General features: G+C 36.3%; 32 protein-coding genes. 1 reads left to right on the forward strand and 31 read right to left on the reverse strand.

Translation table 11 applies throughout. The features are described from left to right. Window positions 1-32: 32 nt before the first annotated feature. From HPT25_RS23545 to HPT25_RS23695, 31 genes are all read right to left on the reverse strand, one after another. A complete protein-coding gene (locus HPT25_RS23545; protein WP_173069843.1) occupies window positions 33-605 on the reverse strand; it encodes an HNH endonuclease in 573 nt (190 codons plus the stop codon). 305 nt (window positions 606-910) lie between these two features. Next, the gene (locus tag HPT25_RS23550; RefSeq protein ID WP_173069845.1) at window positions 911-1,366 is read right to left on the reverse strand and encodes a sigma-70 family RNA polymerase sigma factor; all 456 of its coding nucleotides are present in this window, start codon (window positions 1,364-1,366) and stop codon (window positions 911-913) included. Window positions 1,367-1,393: 27 nt separating this feature from the next. Next, entirely contained in the window at window positions 1,394-1,567 is a 174-nt protein-coding gene (locus tag HPT25_RS23555; RefSeq protein ID WP_173069847.1) for a hypothetical protein, read from the reverse strand. 13 nt (window positions 1,568-1,580) lie between these two features. After that, the gene (locus HPT25_RS23560; protein WP_173069849.1) at window positions 1,581-1,754 is read right to left on the reverse strand and encodes a hypothetical protein; all 174 of its coding nucleotides are present in this window, start codon (window positions 1,752-1,754) and stop codon (window positions 1,581-1,583) included. A 236-nt stretch (window positions 1,755-1,990) separates the two neighbouring features. Then, window positions 1,991-2,194, reverse strand: a complete 204-nt coding sequence (locus HPT25_RS23565) for a hypothetical protein (protein WP_173069851.1) — start codon at window positions 2,192-2,194, stop codon at window positions 1,991-1,993. 38 nt (window positions 2,195-2,232) lie between these two features. After that, entirely contained in the window at window positions 2,233-2,655 is a 423-nt protein-coding gene (locus tag HPT25_RS23570; RefSeq protein WP_173069853.1) for a hypothetical protein, read from the reverse strand. Beyond that, entirely contained in the window at window positions 2,648-2,878 is a 231-nt protein-coding gene (locus HPT25_RS23575) for a hypothetical protein (protein WP_173069855.1), read from the reverse strand. The genes HPT25_RS23570 and HPT25_RS23575 overlap by 8 nt, the downstream gene beginning before the upstream one ends. 39 nt (window positions 2,879-2,917) lie before the next feature. After that, window positions 2,918-3,172: a hypothetical protein gene (locus HPT25_RS23580; RefSeq protein ID WP_173069857.1), complete on the reverse strand. Its 255-nt coding sequence runs from the start codon at window positions 3,170-3,172 to the stop codon at window positions 2,918-2,920. A 31-nt stretch (window positions 3,173-3,203) separates the two neighbouring features. After that, window positions 3,204-3,623: an HNH endonuclease gene (locus HPT25_RS23585; protein WP_173069859.1), complete on the reverse strand. Its 420-nt coding sequence runs from the start codon at window positions 3,621-3,623 to the stop codon at window positions 3,204-3,206. A 164-nt stretch (window positions 3,624-3,787) separates the two neighbouring features. Then, a complete protein-coding gene (locus tag HPT25_RS23590) occupies window positions 3,788-4,051 on the reverse strand; it encodes a hypothetical protein (RefSeq protein ID WP_173069861.1) in 264 nt (87 codons plus the stop codon). Window positions 4,052-4,405: 354 nt separating this feature from the next. Further along, complete coding sequence (locus tag HPT25_RS23595) at window positions 4,406-4,855, reverse strand: RusA family crossover junction endodeoxyribonuclease (RefSeq protein ID WP_173069863.1); 450 nt, start codon at window positions 4,853-4,855, stop codon at window positions 4,406-4,408. Next, window positions 4,830-5,009: a DUF6011 domain-containing protein gene (locus tag HPT25_RS23600; RefSeq protein WP_173069865.1), complete on the reverse strand. Its 180-nt coding sequence runs from the start codon at window positions 5,007-5,009 to the stop codon at window positions 4,830-4,832. The genes HPT25_RS23595 and HPT25_RS23600 overlap by 26 nt, the downstream gene beginning before the upstream one ends. Continuing rightward, window positions 5,006-5,425, reverse strand: coding sequence for an HNH endonuclease signature motif containing protein (locus HPT25_RS28865; protein WP_217269810.1), 420 nt, complete (start codon window positions 5,423-5,425; stop codon window positions 5,006-5,008). Before HPT25_RS28865 ends, HPT25_RS23600 begins: the two co-directional genes overlap by 4 nt. 106 nt (window positions 5,426-5,531) lie before the next feature. Next, window positions 5,532-6,020: a dUTP diphosphatase gene (locus tag HPT25_RS23610; protein WP_173069867.1), complete on the reverse strand. Its 489-nt coding sequence runs from the start codon at window positions 6,018-6,020 to the stop codon at window positions 5,532-5,534. Beyond that, the gene (locus HPT25_RS23615; RefSeq protein WP_173069869.1) at window positions 6,017-6,325 is read right to left on the reverse strand and encodes a hypothetical protein; all 309 of its coding nucleotides are present in this window, start codon (window positions 6,323-6,325) and stop codon (window positions 6,017-6,019) included. The genes HPT25_RS23610 and HPT25_RS23615 overlap by 4 nt, the downstream gene beginning before the upstream one ends. A gap of 3 nt (window positions 6,326-6,328) precedes the next feature. After that, complete coding sequence (locus HPT25_RS23620) at window positions 6,329-6,580, reverse strand: hypothetical protein (protein WP_173069871.1); 252 nt, start codon at window positions 6,578-6,580, stop codon at window positions 6,329-6,331. 13 nt (window positions 6,581-6,593) lie between these two features. After that, entirely contained in the window at window positions 6,594-6,791 is a 198-nt protein-coding gene (locus HPT25_RS23625; protein ID WP_173069873.1) for a hypothetical protein, read from the reverse strand. Between the two features lie 39 nt (window positions 6,792-6,830). Further along, window positions 6,831-7,058, reverse strand: coding sequence for a hypothetical protein (locus HPT25_RS23630; RefSeq protein WP_173069874.1), 228 nt, complete (start codon window positions 7,056-7,058; stop codon window positions 6,831-6,833). A 44-nt stretch (window positions 7,059-7,102) separates the two neighbouring features. Next, the gene (locus tag HPT25_RS23635) at window positions 7,103-7,471 is read right to left on the reverse strand and encodes a hypothetical protein (protein ID WP_173069876.1); all 369 of its coding nucleotides are present in this window, start codon (window positions 7,469-7,471) and stop codon (window positions 7,103-7,105) included. Between the two features lie 12 nt (window positions 7,472-7,483). Continuing rightward, on the reverse strand, window positions 7,484-8,278 hold the full coding sequence (locus tag HPT25_RS23640) for a hypothetical protein (RefSeq protein WP_217269811.1): 795 nt from the start codon (window positions 8,276-8,278) through the stop codon (window positions 7,484-7,486). Window positions 8,279-8,451: 173 nt separating this feature from the next. Beyond that, window positions 8,452-9,303, reverse strand: coding sequence for an ATP-binding protein (locus HPT25_RS23645; protein WP_173069880.1), 852 nt, complete (start codon window positions 9,301-9,303; stop codon window positions 8,452-8,454). Further along, window positions 9,200-10,015 (reverse strand): replication protein, encoded by an 816-nt coding sequence (locus tag HPT25_RS23650; RefSeq protein ID WP_173069882.1) that lies wholly within the window; start codon window positions 10,013-10,015, stop codon window positions 9,200-9,202. Before HPT25_RS23650 ends, HPT25_RS23645 begins: the two co-directional genes overlap by 104 nt. A gap of 17 nt (window positions 10,016-10,032) precedes the next feature. Then, on the reverse strand, window positions 10,033-10,593 hold the full coding sequence (locus HPT25_RS23655) for an endonuclease domain-containing protein (RefSeq protein WP_173069884.1): 561 nt from the start codon (window positions 10,591-10,593) through the stop codon (window positions 10,033-10,035). A gap of 13 nt (window positions 10,594-10,606) precedes the next feature. After that, a complete protein-coding gene (locus HPT25_RS23660) occupies window positions 10,607-10,855 on the reverse strand; it encodes a hypothetical protein (RefSeq protein ID WP_173069886.1) in 249 nt (82 codons plus the stop codon). A gap of 125 nt (window positions 10,856-10,980) precedes the next feature. Continuing rightward, window positions 10,981-11,241 (reverse strand): AbrB/MazE/SpoVT family DNA-binding domain-containing protein, encoded by a 261-nt coding sequence (locus HPT25_RS23665; protein WP_173069888.1) that lies wholly within the window; start codon window positions 11,239-11,241, stop codon window positions 10,981-10,983. A gap of 15 nt (window positions 11,242-11,256) precedes the next feature. Then, window positions 11,257-11,505: a hypothetical protein gene (locus HPT25_RS23670; protein WP_173069890.1), complete on the reverse strand. Its 249-nt coding sequence runs from the start codon at window positions 11,503-11,505 to the stop codon at window positions 11,257-11,259. Next, window positions 11,490-12,275: an antA/AntB antirepressor family protein gene (locus HPT25_RS23675; protein ID WP_173069892.1), complete on the reverse strand. Its 786-nt coding sequence runs from the start codon at window positions 12,273-12,275 to the stop codon at window positions 11,490-11,492. The genes HPT25_RS23670 and HPT25_RS23675 overlap by 16 nt, the downstream gene beginning before the upstream one ends. Further along, window positions 12,268-12,507 (reverse strand): hypothetical protein, encoded by a 240-nt coding sequence (locus HPT25_RS23680; RefSeq protein WP_173069894.1) that lies wholly within the window; start codon window positions 12,505-12,507, stop codon window positions 12,268-12,270. Before HPT25_RS23680 ends, HPT25_RS23675 begins: the two co-directional genes overlap by 8 nt. Window positions 12,508-12,524: 17 nt before the next feature. Next, the gene (locus tag HPT25_RS23685) at window positions 12,525-12,698 is read right to left on the reverse strand and encodes a hypothetical protein (RefSeq protein ID WP_173069896.1); all 174 of its coding nucleotides are present in this window, start codon (window positions 12,696-12,698) and stop codon (window positions 12,525-12,527) included. A 2-nt stretch (window positions 12,699-12,700) separates the two neighbouring features. Further along, window positions 12,701-12,859, reverse strand: a complete 159-nt coding sequence (locus HPT25_RS23690; protein WP_173069898.1) for a hypothetical protein — start codon at window positions 12,857-12,859, stop codon at window positions 12,701-12,703. Then, window positions 12,860-13,084, reverse strand: a complete 225-nt coding sequence (locus HPT25_RS23695; RefSeq protein ID WP_173069899.1) for a helix-turn-helix domain-containing protein — start codon at window positions 13,082-13,084, stop codon at window positions 12,860-12,862. Window positions 13,085-13,244: 160 nt separating this feature from the next. On the opposite strand from HPT25_RS23695, the gene HPT25_RS23700 reads away from it, so the two are divergent. Continuing rightward, complete coding sequence (locus HPT25_RS23700; protein ID WP_173069901.1) at window positions 13,245-13,466, forward strand: helix-turn-helix domain-containing protein; 222 nt, start codon at window positions 13,245-13,247, stop codon at window positions 13,464-13,466. Window positions 13,467-13,519 lie beyond the last annotated feature (53 nt).

Below are 13,519 nucleotides of genomic sequence, written 5' to 3' on the forward strand. Positions count from 1 at the left end.
ACAGTTTGCAATGAACACAAAAAAAGCACTCTTTAAAGGAGTGCTAGTTGCTGTATCTTATCTTTATAACCAAGATATTTCAAAATCTTTTTTTCTTGTTTTTTGGAATAAAAATATCTCAATGGATACCAAATAAAAAAATCCCTATTGAGTTTACTTATATTGCAACTAATACAAGAAGGTAAAATGTTATACTTTGAAGTTTCTCCACCTTTGGATACTGGGATAAAATGATCTTTCGTCAATTTATCTGCTGCTTTTTGACAATATGCACATTTATGCGAAAAATAATTTAGGCAACTTTCCCAATCTTTGTCCGAAAAAACATCTGGTTTTGAAGCCTTTAATTTTTCGTTTAATTCTTCAATTAATTTCAAATTGGGGTTTTTTCTTTTTTTAGCTTTATATTTTTTGTCACGAATCTTAATTATTTCTTTATGTGTAGCTCTATATTTAGCAGCATAAATATTTTTGCAATTCTTGCACATGCCATAAAAACCATCGGGTGACCTTTTGTTTATACTGAAAAAATCATTAGTTAATGGCAGTTTCTTAAAACAAGTATTGCATATTTTCTTTTTCACTTTAGATGTGCTATTATTCAATAGTAATCAACTCCTATATAGTTGGTTTCCATGCTCTTGGGTGTTCCAGCACCGCAAGAGCTTTTCTTATACACATTATACCAAACATCAGTTCTAAAATCCATTAAAAACGTTGATATATCAATGTTTTTACATAAAAAAGACAGCACTGTTTCCACCAAAACAGTACCGTCTCTTTAATAAGACAACTGAAGATCGAAATATGCTAGATTATCGCAAATTCTTGCCAGGAAATGTTTCCGCATTTCCCAAAGAATAGAACCCGCAAGGGTGAAATCCTTCCACGCCGATTCCTACCTCCCATTTTACACTACAATTTTTTCGCCGTGCAAAATTTTACTAAAAGTCACATTAGTGTTGAGTTGTGCCTTTATCTCCTGTCTTAGGTTATCGACGAAATTACGTGAAATATCTAAATGATCAGCTATTTCTTGTCTTGTCATTCCACTTAACAAACAATCATAAACTATTTTAAGAATCTCCCTGTTTAGAAAATCCCCCGCACTTTCAATTGCAAAAACTTTTCTCTGGTACTCTTCTAATCTCTTAAGATTTTTCTGTTCCCTGATATCCATATCTCTTAATTCTTCTTGGCTTTTTCCGGAGCTTCCTTTAGGCAGTGTAGCTTCTATTCCATATTGAGCAACTCCCCATGAGCGCATTGGAATGGCCTGACCAAAAAGAATCTTTTGCAGCCGTTCAATTTCTCTTTTCATCATACGGTAATCACGAATTAACTCATTTATATCAATTAGCTTCATCCAATCTGCCTCCTGTTTGATAGCTTATTATCTGTTCCAAATCATCAAACAGCCTACTCCATAGTTATACTCTTTCACATCGCTTGCTTTCGCCCATCCACGGGATTCATGATCCAGAATAACTTTCTTTAGATTCCCTTCACTCAGGGCATAAACGATTTTCTTAAGTTGTTTCGGGTGATCTTGCTTCCAACTCCCCATGGTTTCACCTCGATTATTTCGCAAAAAGAATTTTAATTTCATTTTCCGCTTCAGCTGTTCTTCCTCGACGATATCCTTCAATCAGTAAATGCCGTTCATGATCATCTAATTGGCGTTGCCATTCTTGTTCAACATCGTAAACGACTTCATTGTAATAAATCTGTGCATATTCTAGAGGTTTTCTCATGATATACCTCCTTCATCCTTGTTTAATTTTTTTTAAACATTGGATAGCTTTGTCACTTCTTCGGAATAAATCGGCTATATATAGACTTTGCGCTCGCTTAATTCTCATGAATTCCACAACCTTTTATCGTTATAACGAATAATTTCCAAGGATTGGATTATAATAATTGTAGCCCCCTACATTTTGAAATATGTGACAAGGTCCATCCCTGCCCTCCAGGAAGGATGGACTTAAAATCATTTAATTTCCTCCTTTTTCTTAATTTCATCAATGTGGGCATTTATATCTTTTAATTGCACTTTTAAATATTCAACTCTTCCTTTTGCAGTTCTTAAATCCCATTCCAAATCATCAATTAAATCATGCTTTTCCATAATTTCTTTTTGAATTTTTGATACTGCCTCATTTAAAACAGAAAGTACATTATCTTTTTCGTTCATTTCACAAACTCCTTTCCGTACTCTTTTTTTCAAAGACGTTAGTCTTCATAGATCTGTTCAATGCAATCATGATATTTCTTTCGACTATGTTTACGATAAAACTCTCTTCCCGCCCTAAATTCGTTTTTCGCTTCTATTTTCCAAAGCTGATTTTCATTGGCAAATCGATTGTAGTAAAGGACAGTGTATCTTTTTAATCTAGCATTATTAGGTATTTGACCGACATCTTCAATTACTGCAATTCTGTATCCATCAACTTCTAATATTTCATGAACATGTAGGGAAGCCCACCATAAACCTTCTTCCTCTAATTGATCTTCAAACTTTTTAAAAGCCTTTTCTTCTGTTTCAGCTACAACTAAAAGGCATGGTTCACAGTCCATAGAGACTGCAGTACAAAACCATAATTTCATTTCTTCACTCCTTTCCTGCACACTTTCCTCGAAGTGTTCATCAACCATTTATAACCTCTAGGGCTGAAATGTCTTTAACAGCAAAGTCACGGATTGCCATTTTATCTAAATCAAATCCTTTAATGAAACACTGATAATCAGGATGATACTCTGTTTTGCCAAAGAAAAACCCTTTAACGAAAGCTTTTCTTACCGTTACAACATCCTTCCAATTTTTATATCTAAAACGGATTAAATCTCCTTCTTTTACATCTTCATAAAACTGTTCCATAATATCTTCCTTTCGGCATACTTTGTTTAAAGGGTTACGTTAACCATTCATCAAAATATCTTTGATTCTTTTGAAATGACGGTCTATACTACTAGGTTCGCTTGGGTTTACTTTTTCGTGCAATATCGTTAATTCATACAACGCGACGTTAATTTTTTCTTGCTGTTCTTCAATCTTATCGAATACCGGTTTTAAAAACTTTTTATAATGTCTTTCATCTAAGTCCAAGCCAAACTTAACTAGCGTTTCAATATGATTTTTAGACTCTTCAAATGTGGGTATTTTATCGTTCATTTTCAAAAACTCCTTTCAGCATAATAACTTTCTAGGCTTCATTAAATCTCAGCCATTCCTGTACTTCTTTATCCGTCTGCCGAATTTCATCAGCACGATATTTAAACTCCAAATCTTCCTTATCCATAAAATAAAGCGGCCCGAACTTTTTCCGATAAACTTCTTTCCAATGCCTTAACAAGCTGTTATCCGCATGAATTTTCTTATGACAGGAATTACAAACCAACATTGCATTAGTGAAAACGCCTCTCCCTTTTCCAGATCCGCGAGGTTCTACATGATGACAATGAATCCCCTTTCCACCGCACATTTGACAAGTATAGTTATAGTACTCTTTTACTTTATCCCTGACCATCTTAGAGAATTTACTGCGATCTCCACGTTTTTTCGCTTTGCGACTATGCTTCGTTTTTGGAACTGGATGAAATTCGTTTGATAAATCAATCGACATACTTCCATCTCCTCTCACTATTTGCCAAACCGATGATCAAATCCACTGTGATGTCCTCGTAAGGCGACTATTCTTGTGCCACTTCAACAATCACGTACTTTCTTCCGCAAATACAATAAACTTCAGTAACATCACTTAAATCAAGTTCCAAATAGTTACCGCATTTACAACTCAATGTTTTTTTCCTCCTTGATCCCGAACTTATTCATAAAATGCTGCCTGATTTTAGCTGCAGTGGCTTCCCCAATACCTGGCCATTCCTCCAAGCCTTCAAGCAAAGTCACCAGGCATTCAATATCAGATTCTCGTTGTTCTTTTGCTCCAGCATTAAATCCGCGGTCAAATATCAATTTTTCCGTAAGTTTCAAATCCAGTTGAAAATTCACCTTTGGTTTGATATCCCTTTTCATTTTTCTGAGCGATCCCATGATCTTCTACCATCCTTGTAACCTTTTTGGTATTGTCTTGCAGAAAATAAAGCGCATGTACAAAAGCCAATCATGGTCCCAATTACTAAGCTAAAGAACCACATGAACCTCATCCTTTTATCCGTGGAATTTTTTCGCCACCTAATCGTTTGCAGTCAGCTCCATGATGACTTGAACACTTTCTATACAACCTACATTTCGTTAAGCAAACCGCCCGTTTATCTTCCTGTATTATCCAAGGTGCTCGGTCGTCTGCGATGATGACCTGAGCCTGCATGATTTCACCCCTTTAAAATTCCAGATTGGACAAACAACTGCCGCCAGCACTTTTTTAAGTGATCTTTTTGACGTTCCTTAACTGTCCTTTTTAATCTTCTTTTTTGTTTGACCTTGTTCCCCATTCACTTCATCCTCCAGTTCCCAAATTTCAACTCCGATACCAGGATTAAACGAATAAACTTTCTTACTATGAACCTCGCAAACTTGGTTATCATCTTTCCAAACTATCTTATTGAAACTATCAAATAGACCTTTGACCATATTGTCGATATCGGGTTTAGACCTATGAATAGCCCCATTCATGCGTTCTTTCTTCTTTCCGCTCCAACTACTCGGCATAGGCATATAAAACGTAATATCTGCCAAGATTGGGCTGTTTGTCGGTGATTTAATGTGTTGTTTTACTAAAAGGGCTATATGCTGTTTGTATGTACGGTATCTCATAGCCCTTTTATCCATAAATTTTTGTTTTTGAGTTGTTCTTACAGCTCCCATCGGTTCAATGGGAATGAATAGTTTTATCATTTTTTGAATCTCCTAGCTGATAGTCTTCCAGTGACAATTGACCTTCTGGTGGCTCATTTTCTAATTTCTTGATCTTTACTTCGCATACCGGACCAATGCCTTTAGCGATACTTTTTGCGCTTTTTAGAGGCCGATTGCAAACCGGACAAATCATTGGTTTTCCTCCAGTTTCTCATTGTTTTCCCAGTAAGCTTTTCGAGTACGTTCCCTATTACACGTCTTACAATTTCTTTTACCTCGGTTAGAAGTATAAGTATTTTCTTCGGTGTATTCATGACCATGAGGACAATGAGTTTTTAACTTATTCTGCATTCCAGCTAATCCTCTACGAACGTTTTCTCTATTTGTTACAGGCTCTAAATGGTCAGGGTTAACACAAAGTGGATTTCTGCAAAGATGATCTAAAACCAATCCAGGTGGAATTTCACCTTTAATGAGTTCATAAGCAAACCTATGTGGTCTAAACCATTTGTTTTCTATAACAAAAGCGCCATATCCATCACTTCGTTTTATACCAGTCCAATTCCAACATGAATCTGTTTTTTTAACCTTTTTCCAAAAACGGTCCACTATTTAACACCCACTTTCTTTTCGACCATTTTAGTCAGATTGTCAATAATGGTAACAAGATCCCGCTTTTGGCGCTTTTCCCGCTTCCTTTTCTGGCGCTTATTCATCAATACACTCCAGAATTCTGTCGAGAATGATTTACTGAATTCTTTTTGCAATATGCTTCCTCTATTTCTTCCCAATCGAAGCCCAACATCTCGCCTAACCCCAAATAAGCCGAAAACGCTGCACTGTAAGCCTGACTTGAAAAAGCAATTCGCAAAATCGAGAATGCGTTGTATAATCCCAGGAACTGCTCGGTTAAGTTTTCTAGTTTAATAGGTTCCAAACCGAATTTTTCCACTTTCATTTCTAAACCTAGTGACAGAAGGAAGTGAATACCATCAACAAACTCCTCTAAAACCACTTTCTTTTCACTTGCCGGCTTATTACTCCAGAATTTGAAGCAGCGTGTTTCATTTGCCAGCTCCCCAAGTTCCACAAGTAATGCCAAGACTTTTTCAGATTTCCGCGACTTTCCTTCTTCCCTTGGATGCTCTTTTTCAATATGCTGATCGAGTTCTTGCTGCATTTGAAATAATTTATTAAGATTCAATTTTTATACCTCCATCGCTCATTTGCTGGAATTTTAGGTGTTGTTATCGCTGATTCAACGTCCCATCCATGATGAATAATCCGAAGCCTTAAAGTGTTTTTATCAATTCCATTTGATACCGCTATTTTCAATTGTTCATCCGTAACGTTTAATGGTTTATAACTTGAAACTCCTAATAAACCGTGTTCTTTTTTTAATTTATACAGTGAGTTATGGCCGACATAGAATAGTCTAGCAACTTGCATATCTGTTTTACCCTCTGCCTTTAATGCCAAATATCGCTCCTTAAAGTTTTCAATTACCATGTGTCACTTCAACCCCCGCTTCCTCGCATAAATTTCGTTTTTTCTGGCAAGATGGATCAAAGCCACAAGGATCTCGTCTGGATCTCTCCGGAAGCGTTCCGCCATATCAGCGACACTCATTCCCTTTTTCCATAGGTTTTTCATCTCGATAAGTTCAGGCTCATCATAAAAGAAATTGAGGTCGTCACAGACAATCACTCTATTTAACCTAGCCGGTCGATACGATTTTTCTTTTGTGTCTAGGCAATCAGCCAAAGTTTCTCACCTCTTAAAACCATTTATTTGATTCGGACTGAACATCCATTTCTTTGAAGCTTGCTAACACTAATTCATATTTAAGCGATTCATAATCTAACTCGGTTATGGGATCTCCCTCTTGTGAGTGTGTCACGCCTAATTTTCTAAGCTTGTCCAGTACAAATTTGTGTTTAAGTTCTTGGTGAAGTTGATTCGTGCTTGCAGCCATTTTCTTCACCTCTAATGGATAAAATGTTCGTAGTGTGCATCAAAAATGGATATCTTCAATTCTGAACATTGTTCGGATTTTCTCCACTTTAGTTTCATTGGCATAATCACTGTTAATAATTTCTTGCACTCTTTCTGTCCAGTAATCTGTACAATCCTTAAAAGCTTTTGTTCTGCTGTCCTGTGCAACTTTACTTTTCAGCAAACCAATAACATCAGGCAATAATTCTTCTGCATTGTGCGTATCTAAGTAAACGTGTTTACCCATTTTCACCTCTCCTTTTGTATCGCCATATGGTTCTTTGCTCCACATCATTTGCCATAAGCTAATTCTCTTAATCTCGCATTCTCTGCGATCAAACTAAGATTTTCCTCATACACTTCAAACTTTGTATTATTTTTCAAATTTCGAATTTCTGAATCTGCTTTTTTCAGCCTTTCTAGGAGAAGGATTTCTTGGAGTTTGAAATGGTTTATTTCTTCTCTTAATTGTTCACTTTCTTTCTGCAATAGTTCGATCAAGGTGTCTGTTTCTGCGATGGACTCATTGAGGAAGGCAAATTCTTGTTGTTGACGCTCAACTCTATCCACCAAATCACCGATAGTTATTAACCAACTTTTATGCGTATAATCTTTCCCCATCACTTGATTAACTCTTATTAACATTTCATCTTGAGTCATTGAGCATCCCTCCTATATCCACAATTTGACTAACTGCCGCAGGGCAATGTTTTCGAGATCAAGGTTGATATTTTCATTCTGCAATTTCAATATTTCATGGTGCAGGCTGCTGGTTTCCGCTCGCAAGCAAGATACCTCTTCTTCAATATCGTCACAGGCAGCACTCACATGTTCATATTTTTCAACCGTTGCTTTCAGCTTTTCGATTAATTCATCCCTTTCAATTATCTGAATGTTAGCGCTGGTTAAGTCCTTTCTCAGCACCTCGATTAAACGCTCATATTCGGCTGATTTGCTTTCTTTTTCTTTTGGAGTATTATCGGACTCGGATGTTTCTTTCTTGGCTTTATTTGGCTGATCTTTGCTAATTCCCCACTTTTTTTTCAATGCCGGCAGATAAGTTGGGGGCATCTTTTTAATGTGAGCAATCTCTTTATCTGATTTCCCTTGAGCTTTTAAATCCTGGTATTCTTCAAGTGTGATCTTTGCCATATCATCTTCTCCTCGCATTCGTTCTTTTTTGGTTAATCCCCAGTGACTAAGGATTTCTTGAAATTCAAGATTACTCATTTTCAAGTGTTTTCTTATTTCATTTGCTGTTAGCCCTCTATGCAGGAGCATAGAAATCTCGCTTTTAGTTAGGTCCTGACCTTTGGCTAATATGTGTGAATACTTATCTGCTGGATCACGTTCTAACTTTTGCCGCAGCTGCATAATTTCTTTACAGAGGGGACAACCATTACACTTTTCAAAGCTATCCCCATGCTGATCGATTAAATCAATGATTCTAAGCCGAATCTGTTTCATGGACATGTATGGATGGTCACGTCCTCCCTTTTACAACGTTTTAAAATCTCCTCCAGCTCTGATCGCCATTGTTCATCAGGAATAGGTGTACAATTTTCACACCCTTTTATCCGAAAGCCGTAACCAATAGCTTCATGAACGACATGGGTTCCGTTGCATAATTGGCACATGCGTTAAACACCCGCCAATCTATGATTAAGTACTTTCCGTTCACCTTTAATCACAACCGTATAATCCTTGCACATTTGAAAAATCCGAGTACCTAACGCCTCATCAATGTCACACAGCTCGTCCACTGTTTTTTCACTCGATACCATAATCGGCTTATGATTCAGATACCTATAATTAATTACTGCAAACATTTGCTCAATCTGAAAATCAGTTGGGCGTGTTCTGCCTTTGAAAAGATCATCTATGAAAAGCACGCCGATCCGTTTCATTTTTGTAAGTTTTTCTTCCAGTAATTCGAAGTCATTTTTCAGATCATTAAACCCTTCCACAAAAGGGAAATATAAAACGCTGATTTGCTTTTTGATAATCAGGTTATTAGCCAATGCCGTCAGTAAATGGGTTTTACCGGCTCCTGGCTGTCCTAAAAGGCTTATACTGTTGCATCGTTGATCTTTTATCTGATCGAAGGCTTTGTAATAATCGACTGCACACTGATGAGCGTTTTTAATCGGTTCTAGCTTGCCGTCCAATATGAAGTTACCGAATGTCATATTCTTAAACTCATCTGTGATTTCACTGAATTTCAGAAGGTGCTCTGATTGTCGTTTTTTTGAGCATACACAGTCTTTTATGAATTCAACGAACTTAGGTGTACCGTCCGCCCAAACCTTCTGCGTGCCGTCAGGATAAAGGTCTGGGACGTTTTCTAAAATGAATCCTTTGTCTTTGCATTTTGTGCAATCGTAGCTGCTAATATCTTCCGACTTTGTTTCCAAAGACGTTGAATGGTTCTTTTGCGTTTTGGCTTGTAGATCTGCCATTACTTCGGCGATGCTGTGGAACCGTTTTTCCATTGGTATCCTCCTTCTCCAAGTCTTTTGGAGTTTTATAACCTTTGCTCTTCCAATCTACTAATTTTTTATAGACATATTTCCATGTCTTGCCGTTTCCGCGTGCGGTATCTTTGATGGCCTCTACAATCATTTCCTCCGGATCTCCAAATCCAAAGTTGTCGATAATGTCAGAAATGTCTTCCCGAAGAAAAGCTGTTATGTTTTTTGAATCGAGGATTTCACTTTTTTCTAAAATGTCTAAAATACGTTCCAATGTGTTACCCTCCTCTGTATCTTTATTTAAGTTTTTATTTAAATAATTTATTTCTTGGTCAGTTATTTGGCTTACTCCAGAGTCAGTTATTTGGCTTACTCTGGAGTAAGCTATTTGGCTTACAGTAAGTTTTTTAGCTGACTCTAATTCCCATGAATCATAGTTCTTATTAAAGGCAATTTTTCGTGATTTAATGTTTGTGGATTTTTCTGTAATTACGATGATTTTCATTTCAATCAGCTTATCTAAATCTTTCTTTACACTTTGCTTGTGAGCTCCGACAGCTTCTGCAAGAAAAGTTAATGACATATCGTGATCTATACGGTTAAAACCATAGGTATATCTCCAAACAGCCATTATTATTTTGAATTGGGTTGGACTCAGCTTTAGTTTCATGGTTACTTCTAAAATTTCATGAGCTATTTTTGTATAACCATGTTCTAATTGAACATCTGCCAAGTCCATCACCCCCTTTATCAATCAACCGGAAAATGATCTGTCATGTATTTTTCTTCTAATCCCGTAACAGTTTCAATAAGTTGATATGTTTGATATACGCAACTTGCTGAGTCTTCCCAAATTTCTGAACCAGTAAATCGAATGGTTCTATATCCGGCGCTTTGAAGATTCCTATCTCTCGACTTATCTCTTTTGGCTTGCGCCTTGGTCTTTTCATGAAAATTATGACCATCGCATTCAACTATAAAATCGAATTCATTTCCTAGTGCATAAACTTCAATAAGAAAGTCTGGTCTATATTTCTTCCCTCGATATTCAATTTCTTTTTGAATGAAGATAGATATAGTTACATCAGAATCGATATATCGAAACTGAGATTCGTAATGAGGTAACCAATCCAATAAATGTAAACAGAAAAGTTTTTCAACCGGTGATTCGCAATTCCTGATTGAATTAAGAAGATAAATTTCCTGCTTACAGAGCATTTCTTTGATTTCTTCTAAAACTCTTGGCTCAACTGATTTTTTAACTTTTTCAGCAGTTGATTGAAGATAATGATTGACTTTTGATTTCGCCATTTTCTCCACTTCCCTAGAGGTACTTATTTTCTTGAAGGTATTTTTTCATCACATCATTTACAAACTTGCTAATCATCCGTGGTCCAATTTCCTTTGCAACTGATTCGATTGCTTCCCTAACCTCTGGCTCAAAGTAAATACCGTACACCTTTTTACCTACACGGTTTTGGTTTTTATAGTTATTTTTCAGTTCTTCAACGACATCTTCTTTTGAATTATCGTTATCTTGAACAAAAACTTCGATTTTCTTTAGTTTGTTCATTTGAATTTCTCCTTTACTTGGAATAAAACTTGTCTGTTGTGATATATTAATAGTGATTAGTTTTTTCAGTGCCTAATAGGTGTTGGTCGCACCTATGCTATGGCTCTCTGTTCACGGCAGAGGGCTTAATTGTTTTCCAAAAACTCAATGACTTCTTCTAAATTTGCAGCTACTTCTTTGGATGCAAATTTCATGGAATTTTTCAGGAGCTTTATAGCATTTTCTCTTTCTTCAGCAGCTCGGTATGGTTTTAAAACCACTCCTTCGTTGCTCACAAATATTTCCATGGCTTGTCCTGTTTTCCAGCCTTGAGCATCACGAATCTCCTTTGGAATAACTAAACGACCTAATTCATCGAATTTACGAATATTGCCAGTTGCTTTCATCAAAATCTCTCCCTTTTAATTTTTAGTTTTTTTAGATGACATTTTTATCTTTCTTAAGGACCATATAGACGCACATTTTTCGCACCAATATTCACCTAATGACTCACCTACAACGTATTGATCTTTATCTGTATTGATTGCAGCATCGCAACAAACACAGTGTCTTTTCCTCCTCCTTTCAGCTTTCATATCTCCTATGATGACTCCGATGATTAACGTGACGAACGGATAAATGAGTAAAGAAACAATCATCCCAGATGGCATTGAGCCTCCTCCTTATTGTTCAGCATTTTATCAGCTACCCTTACCGCATCTTCTAGTCCATTTGTCAAAGAAAAATATTGAGGAGCTGTTAACGACTTTAACCCATGCTTATCTATGTAGTTATTAATCTTTGCTGTAAGATTGGTATTAAATGCCGTGTTATATGCGTTTCGAAACTCTTTCCATGCTTTCGAAAAGTTTACTCCTTCTTGTTGGGCATATCTCCGTATCATGCCGTTCAATCTTTGTTGTAAATCCCCGATAGTATCGATACGATCAAGGTTGTCCACCCTATGTTTAAGCGTATTTTGCTGTTCAATAAGAAGAGTATTTTGTTGCTCGATTTTTGCTTGCTTTTCACGCAACTCTTTCATTGATTGAGCTTGCATGATAATTAAATCTTCAATCGATTGTGGTTGTTTTTGACGAAACCTTTTCTCTACTTCAATGAAGTATTTTCGAATAGCACGACCCATTTCGTTATTTTCTACCATCGCAAGTTCCTTACCGGCATCCAGTGTAAAGAGATAATCTTTGCGTTGTCTTCCAACATTCGCTCCAAATGTTGATTTGGCGCTATTCCCCAAAATCGGGGAAAAATCCTCGTCTTCAGTAAAGTCATATTGTTCAATTCTCAACTTAATCCAAGTAGAAAAATCTTTTCCGACCATTAACTTTTCATGTAATTCCCTGGCGTTTATAAACCTTTCACCATGTTCATTTTCATAAACAGGTAACATCTCATCTGCAATGATTTTTAAATTATTCAAGATAATCCGCCTCCGTTAAAACACCTTGCAACGCTTTAATGATTTCTTTTATTTCTTGAACCGAAGGATAAACTTCCAGCACTTGATTTTCTTTGTATACCGGATCATCTTCCTTAGATTCCTTTTCATCCAATACGAAATCGTTAAAACGTAGGACCACAGCTTCAATATCGGAATGCCTTTCCACTTGTAACTCGAAGTCTTCACCTGTCAAATGAATGATTTTAAACACTTTACATCACCTCACTTTTATCTTTGATTACAGACAACAAATTCAGCTTTCAACAAAAGAGGTTGATTGGTTTTAGGGCAAATACTCCAAATGTTGAAATCATCAAAGGGGTTTAATAATCCTTTGAACTCAACCAAATGGTCTTGTCCACATCGTCGGCAATTTATAACTTTAACTATCTGTTCAGACATTCTTACATCTCCTTAATTCCATTAATATCTTTGTAATAAGGAAACTCCATTCCCCAGCGTTTTAACCACTCGGCTTTTAATTCATAAACCCATTTCCCTTTATTGATTAAAGAGACTATTTGGTGGCAACTTAATGAGCGTATTTGCTGTTCTTTGGTCATTTACTCAGCACCTTTCTCGATAACTAGCAAATCATTAACTTGGCATTCTAGCGCATTGCACAATGAAATTAATGTTGAAACGTTAATTTTATTAATCTCTCCTTTTGAGATCCTATATAATGTGGGTCTACTAATGCCGCTTTTCTCAGCCAACTGCGAAATATTTTTAATTCGCTTTTGCCACATCAATTCATCTAGGCCGATCTTGATGATATGATTCTCCATTTTTTCGCCTCCCTTGGTTCTATTTACCTCTTATAATTCATATTGTAATGGATATAATAATAAATGTAAAGGATATAATAATAAAATTATTAAAGTTGTGTACTATTTTTTTATTTCGTATAATATGACTAATACAAAAGTATTTAGGAGCTGAAATTAAGTGACTGAATTAAGAACAAACCTCCGTATCCTTATGGCGAAAAAAGGAGTTCGAACCATGGTGGAGTTGGAGGAAAAAACAGGTGTTAGCCGCCAGGTATTAGATCGACTAGATAAAGGTAAATCCAAAAGACTGGATTTTGAAACAGTCGTAAAATTATGCAATTTCTTTGAATGTGAAGTGGGAGACCTTTTATATTTGTCTGAAGAAAATGGGGAGTAATTTTTCTCCCCTATGCCCGCGTTTGATTTTTATCCATGTTTTTCATCGTCAAA

The sequence above is a fragment of the Neobacillus endophyticus genome (assembly GCF_013248975.1).
Taxonomy (GTDB): Bacteria; Bacillota; Bacilli; order Bacillales; family Cytobacillaceae; genus Neobacillus; species Neobacillus endophyticus.

Excerpts from the sequence above, each read along its gene's own strand:
- HPT25_RS23550 (WP_173069845.1), bottom strand. The coding sequence starts at position 1,366 with ATGAAGCTAATTGATATAAATGAGTTAATTCGTGATTACCGTATGATG.
- HPT25_RS23555 (WP_173069847.1), bottom strand. The coding sequence starts at position 1,567 with ATGGGGAGTTGGAAGCAAGATCACCCGAAACAACTTAAGAAAATCGTT.
- HPT25_RS23560 (WP_173069849.1), bottom strand. The coding sequence starts at position 1,754 with ATGAGAAAACCTCTAGAATATGCACAGATTTATTACAATGAAGTCGTT.
- HPT25_RS23565 (WP_173069851.1), bottom strand. The coding sequence starts at position 2,194 with ATGAACGAAAAAGATAATGTACTTTCTGTTTTAAATGAGGCAGTATCA.
- HPT25_RS23570 (WP_173069853.1), bottom strand. The coding sequence starts at position 2,655 with ATGGTTGATGAACACTTCGAGGAAAGTGTGCAGGAAAGGAGTGAAGAA.
- HPT25_RS23575 (WP_173069855.1), bottom strand. The coding sequence starts at position 2,878 with ATGGAACAGTTTTATGAAGATGTAAAAGAAGGAGATTTAATCCGTTTT.
- HPT25_RS23580 (WP_173069857.1), bottom strand. The coding sequence starts at position 3,172 with ATGAACGATAAAATACCCACATTTGAAGAGTCTAAAAATCATATTGAA.
- HPT25_RS23585 (WP_173069859.1), bottom strand. The coding sequence starts at position 3,623 with ATGTCGATTGATTTATCAAACGAATTTCATCCAGTTCCAAAAACGAAG.
- HPT25_RS23590 (WP_173069861.1), bottom strand. The coding sequence starts at position 4,051 with ATGGGATCGCTCAGAAAAATGAAAAGGGATATCAAACCAAAGGTGAAT.
- HPT25_RS23595 (WP_173069863.1), bottom strand. The coding sequence starts at position 4,855 with ATGATAAAACTATTCATTCCCATTGAACCGATGGGAGCTGTAAGAACA.
- HPT25_RS23600 (WP_173069865.1), bottom strand. The coding sequence starts at position 5,009 with ATGATTTGTCCGGTTTGCAATCGGCCTCTAAAAAGCGCAAAAAGTATC.
- HPT25_RS23615 (WP_173069869.1), bottom strand. The coding sequence starts at position 6,325 with ATGGTAATTGAAAACTTTAAGGAGCGATATTTGGCATTAAAGGCAGAG.
- HPT25_RS23625 (WP_173069873.1), bottom strand. The coding sequence starts at position 6,791 with ATGGCTGCAAGCACGAATCAACTTCACCAAGAACTTAAACACAAATTT.
- HPT25_RS23630 (WP_173069874.1), bottom strand. The coding sequence starts at position 7,058 with ATGGGTAAACACGTTTACTTAGATACGCACAATGCAGAAGAATTATTG.
- HPT25_RS23635 (WP_173069876.1), bottom strand. The coding sequence starts at position 7,471 with ATGACTCAAGATGAAATGTTAATAAGAGTTAATCAAGTGATGGGGAAA.
- HPT25_RS23640 (WP_217269811.1), bottom strand. The coding sequence starts at position 8,278 with ATGAAACAGATTCGGCTTAGAATCATTGATTTAATCGATCAGCATGGG.
- HPT25_RS23645 (WP_173069880.1), bottom strand. The coding sequence starts at position 9,303 with ATGGAAAAACGGTTCCACAGCATCGCCGAAGTAATGGCAGATCTACAA.
- HPT25_RS23655 (WP_173069884.1), bottom strand. The coding sequence starts at position 10,593 with ATGGCGAAATCAAAAGTCAATCATTATCTTCAATCAACTGCTGAAAAA.
- HPT25_RS23660 (WP_173069886.1), bottom strand. The coding sequence starts at position 10,855 with ATGAACAAACTAAAGAAAATCGAAGTTTTTGTTCAAGATAACGATAAT.
- HPT25_RS23665 (WP_173069888.1), bottom strand. The coding sequence starts at position 11,241 with ATGAAAGCAACTGGCAATATTCGTAAATTCGATGAATTAGGTCGTTTA.
- HPT25_RS23670 (WP_173069890.1), bottom strand. The coding sequence starts at position 11,505 with ATGCCATCTGGGATGATTGTTTCTTTACTCATTTATCCGTTCGTCACG.
- HPT25_RS23685 (WP_173069896.1), bottom strand. The coding sequence starts at position 12,698 with ATGTCTGAACAGATAGTTAAAGTTATAAATTGCCGACGATGTGGACAA.
- HPT25_RS23690 (WP_173069898.1), bottom strand. The coding sequence starts at position 12,859 with ATGACCAAAGAACAGCAAATACGCTCATTAAGTTGCCACCAAATAGTC.
- HPT25_RS23695 (WP_173069899.1), bottom strand. The coding sequence starts at position 13,084 with ATGGAGAATCATATCATCAAGATCGGCCTAGATGAATTGATGTGGCAA.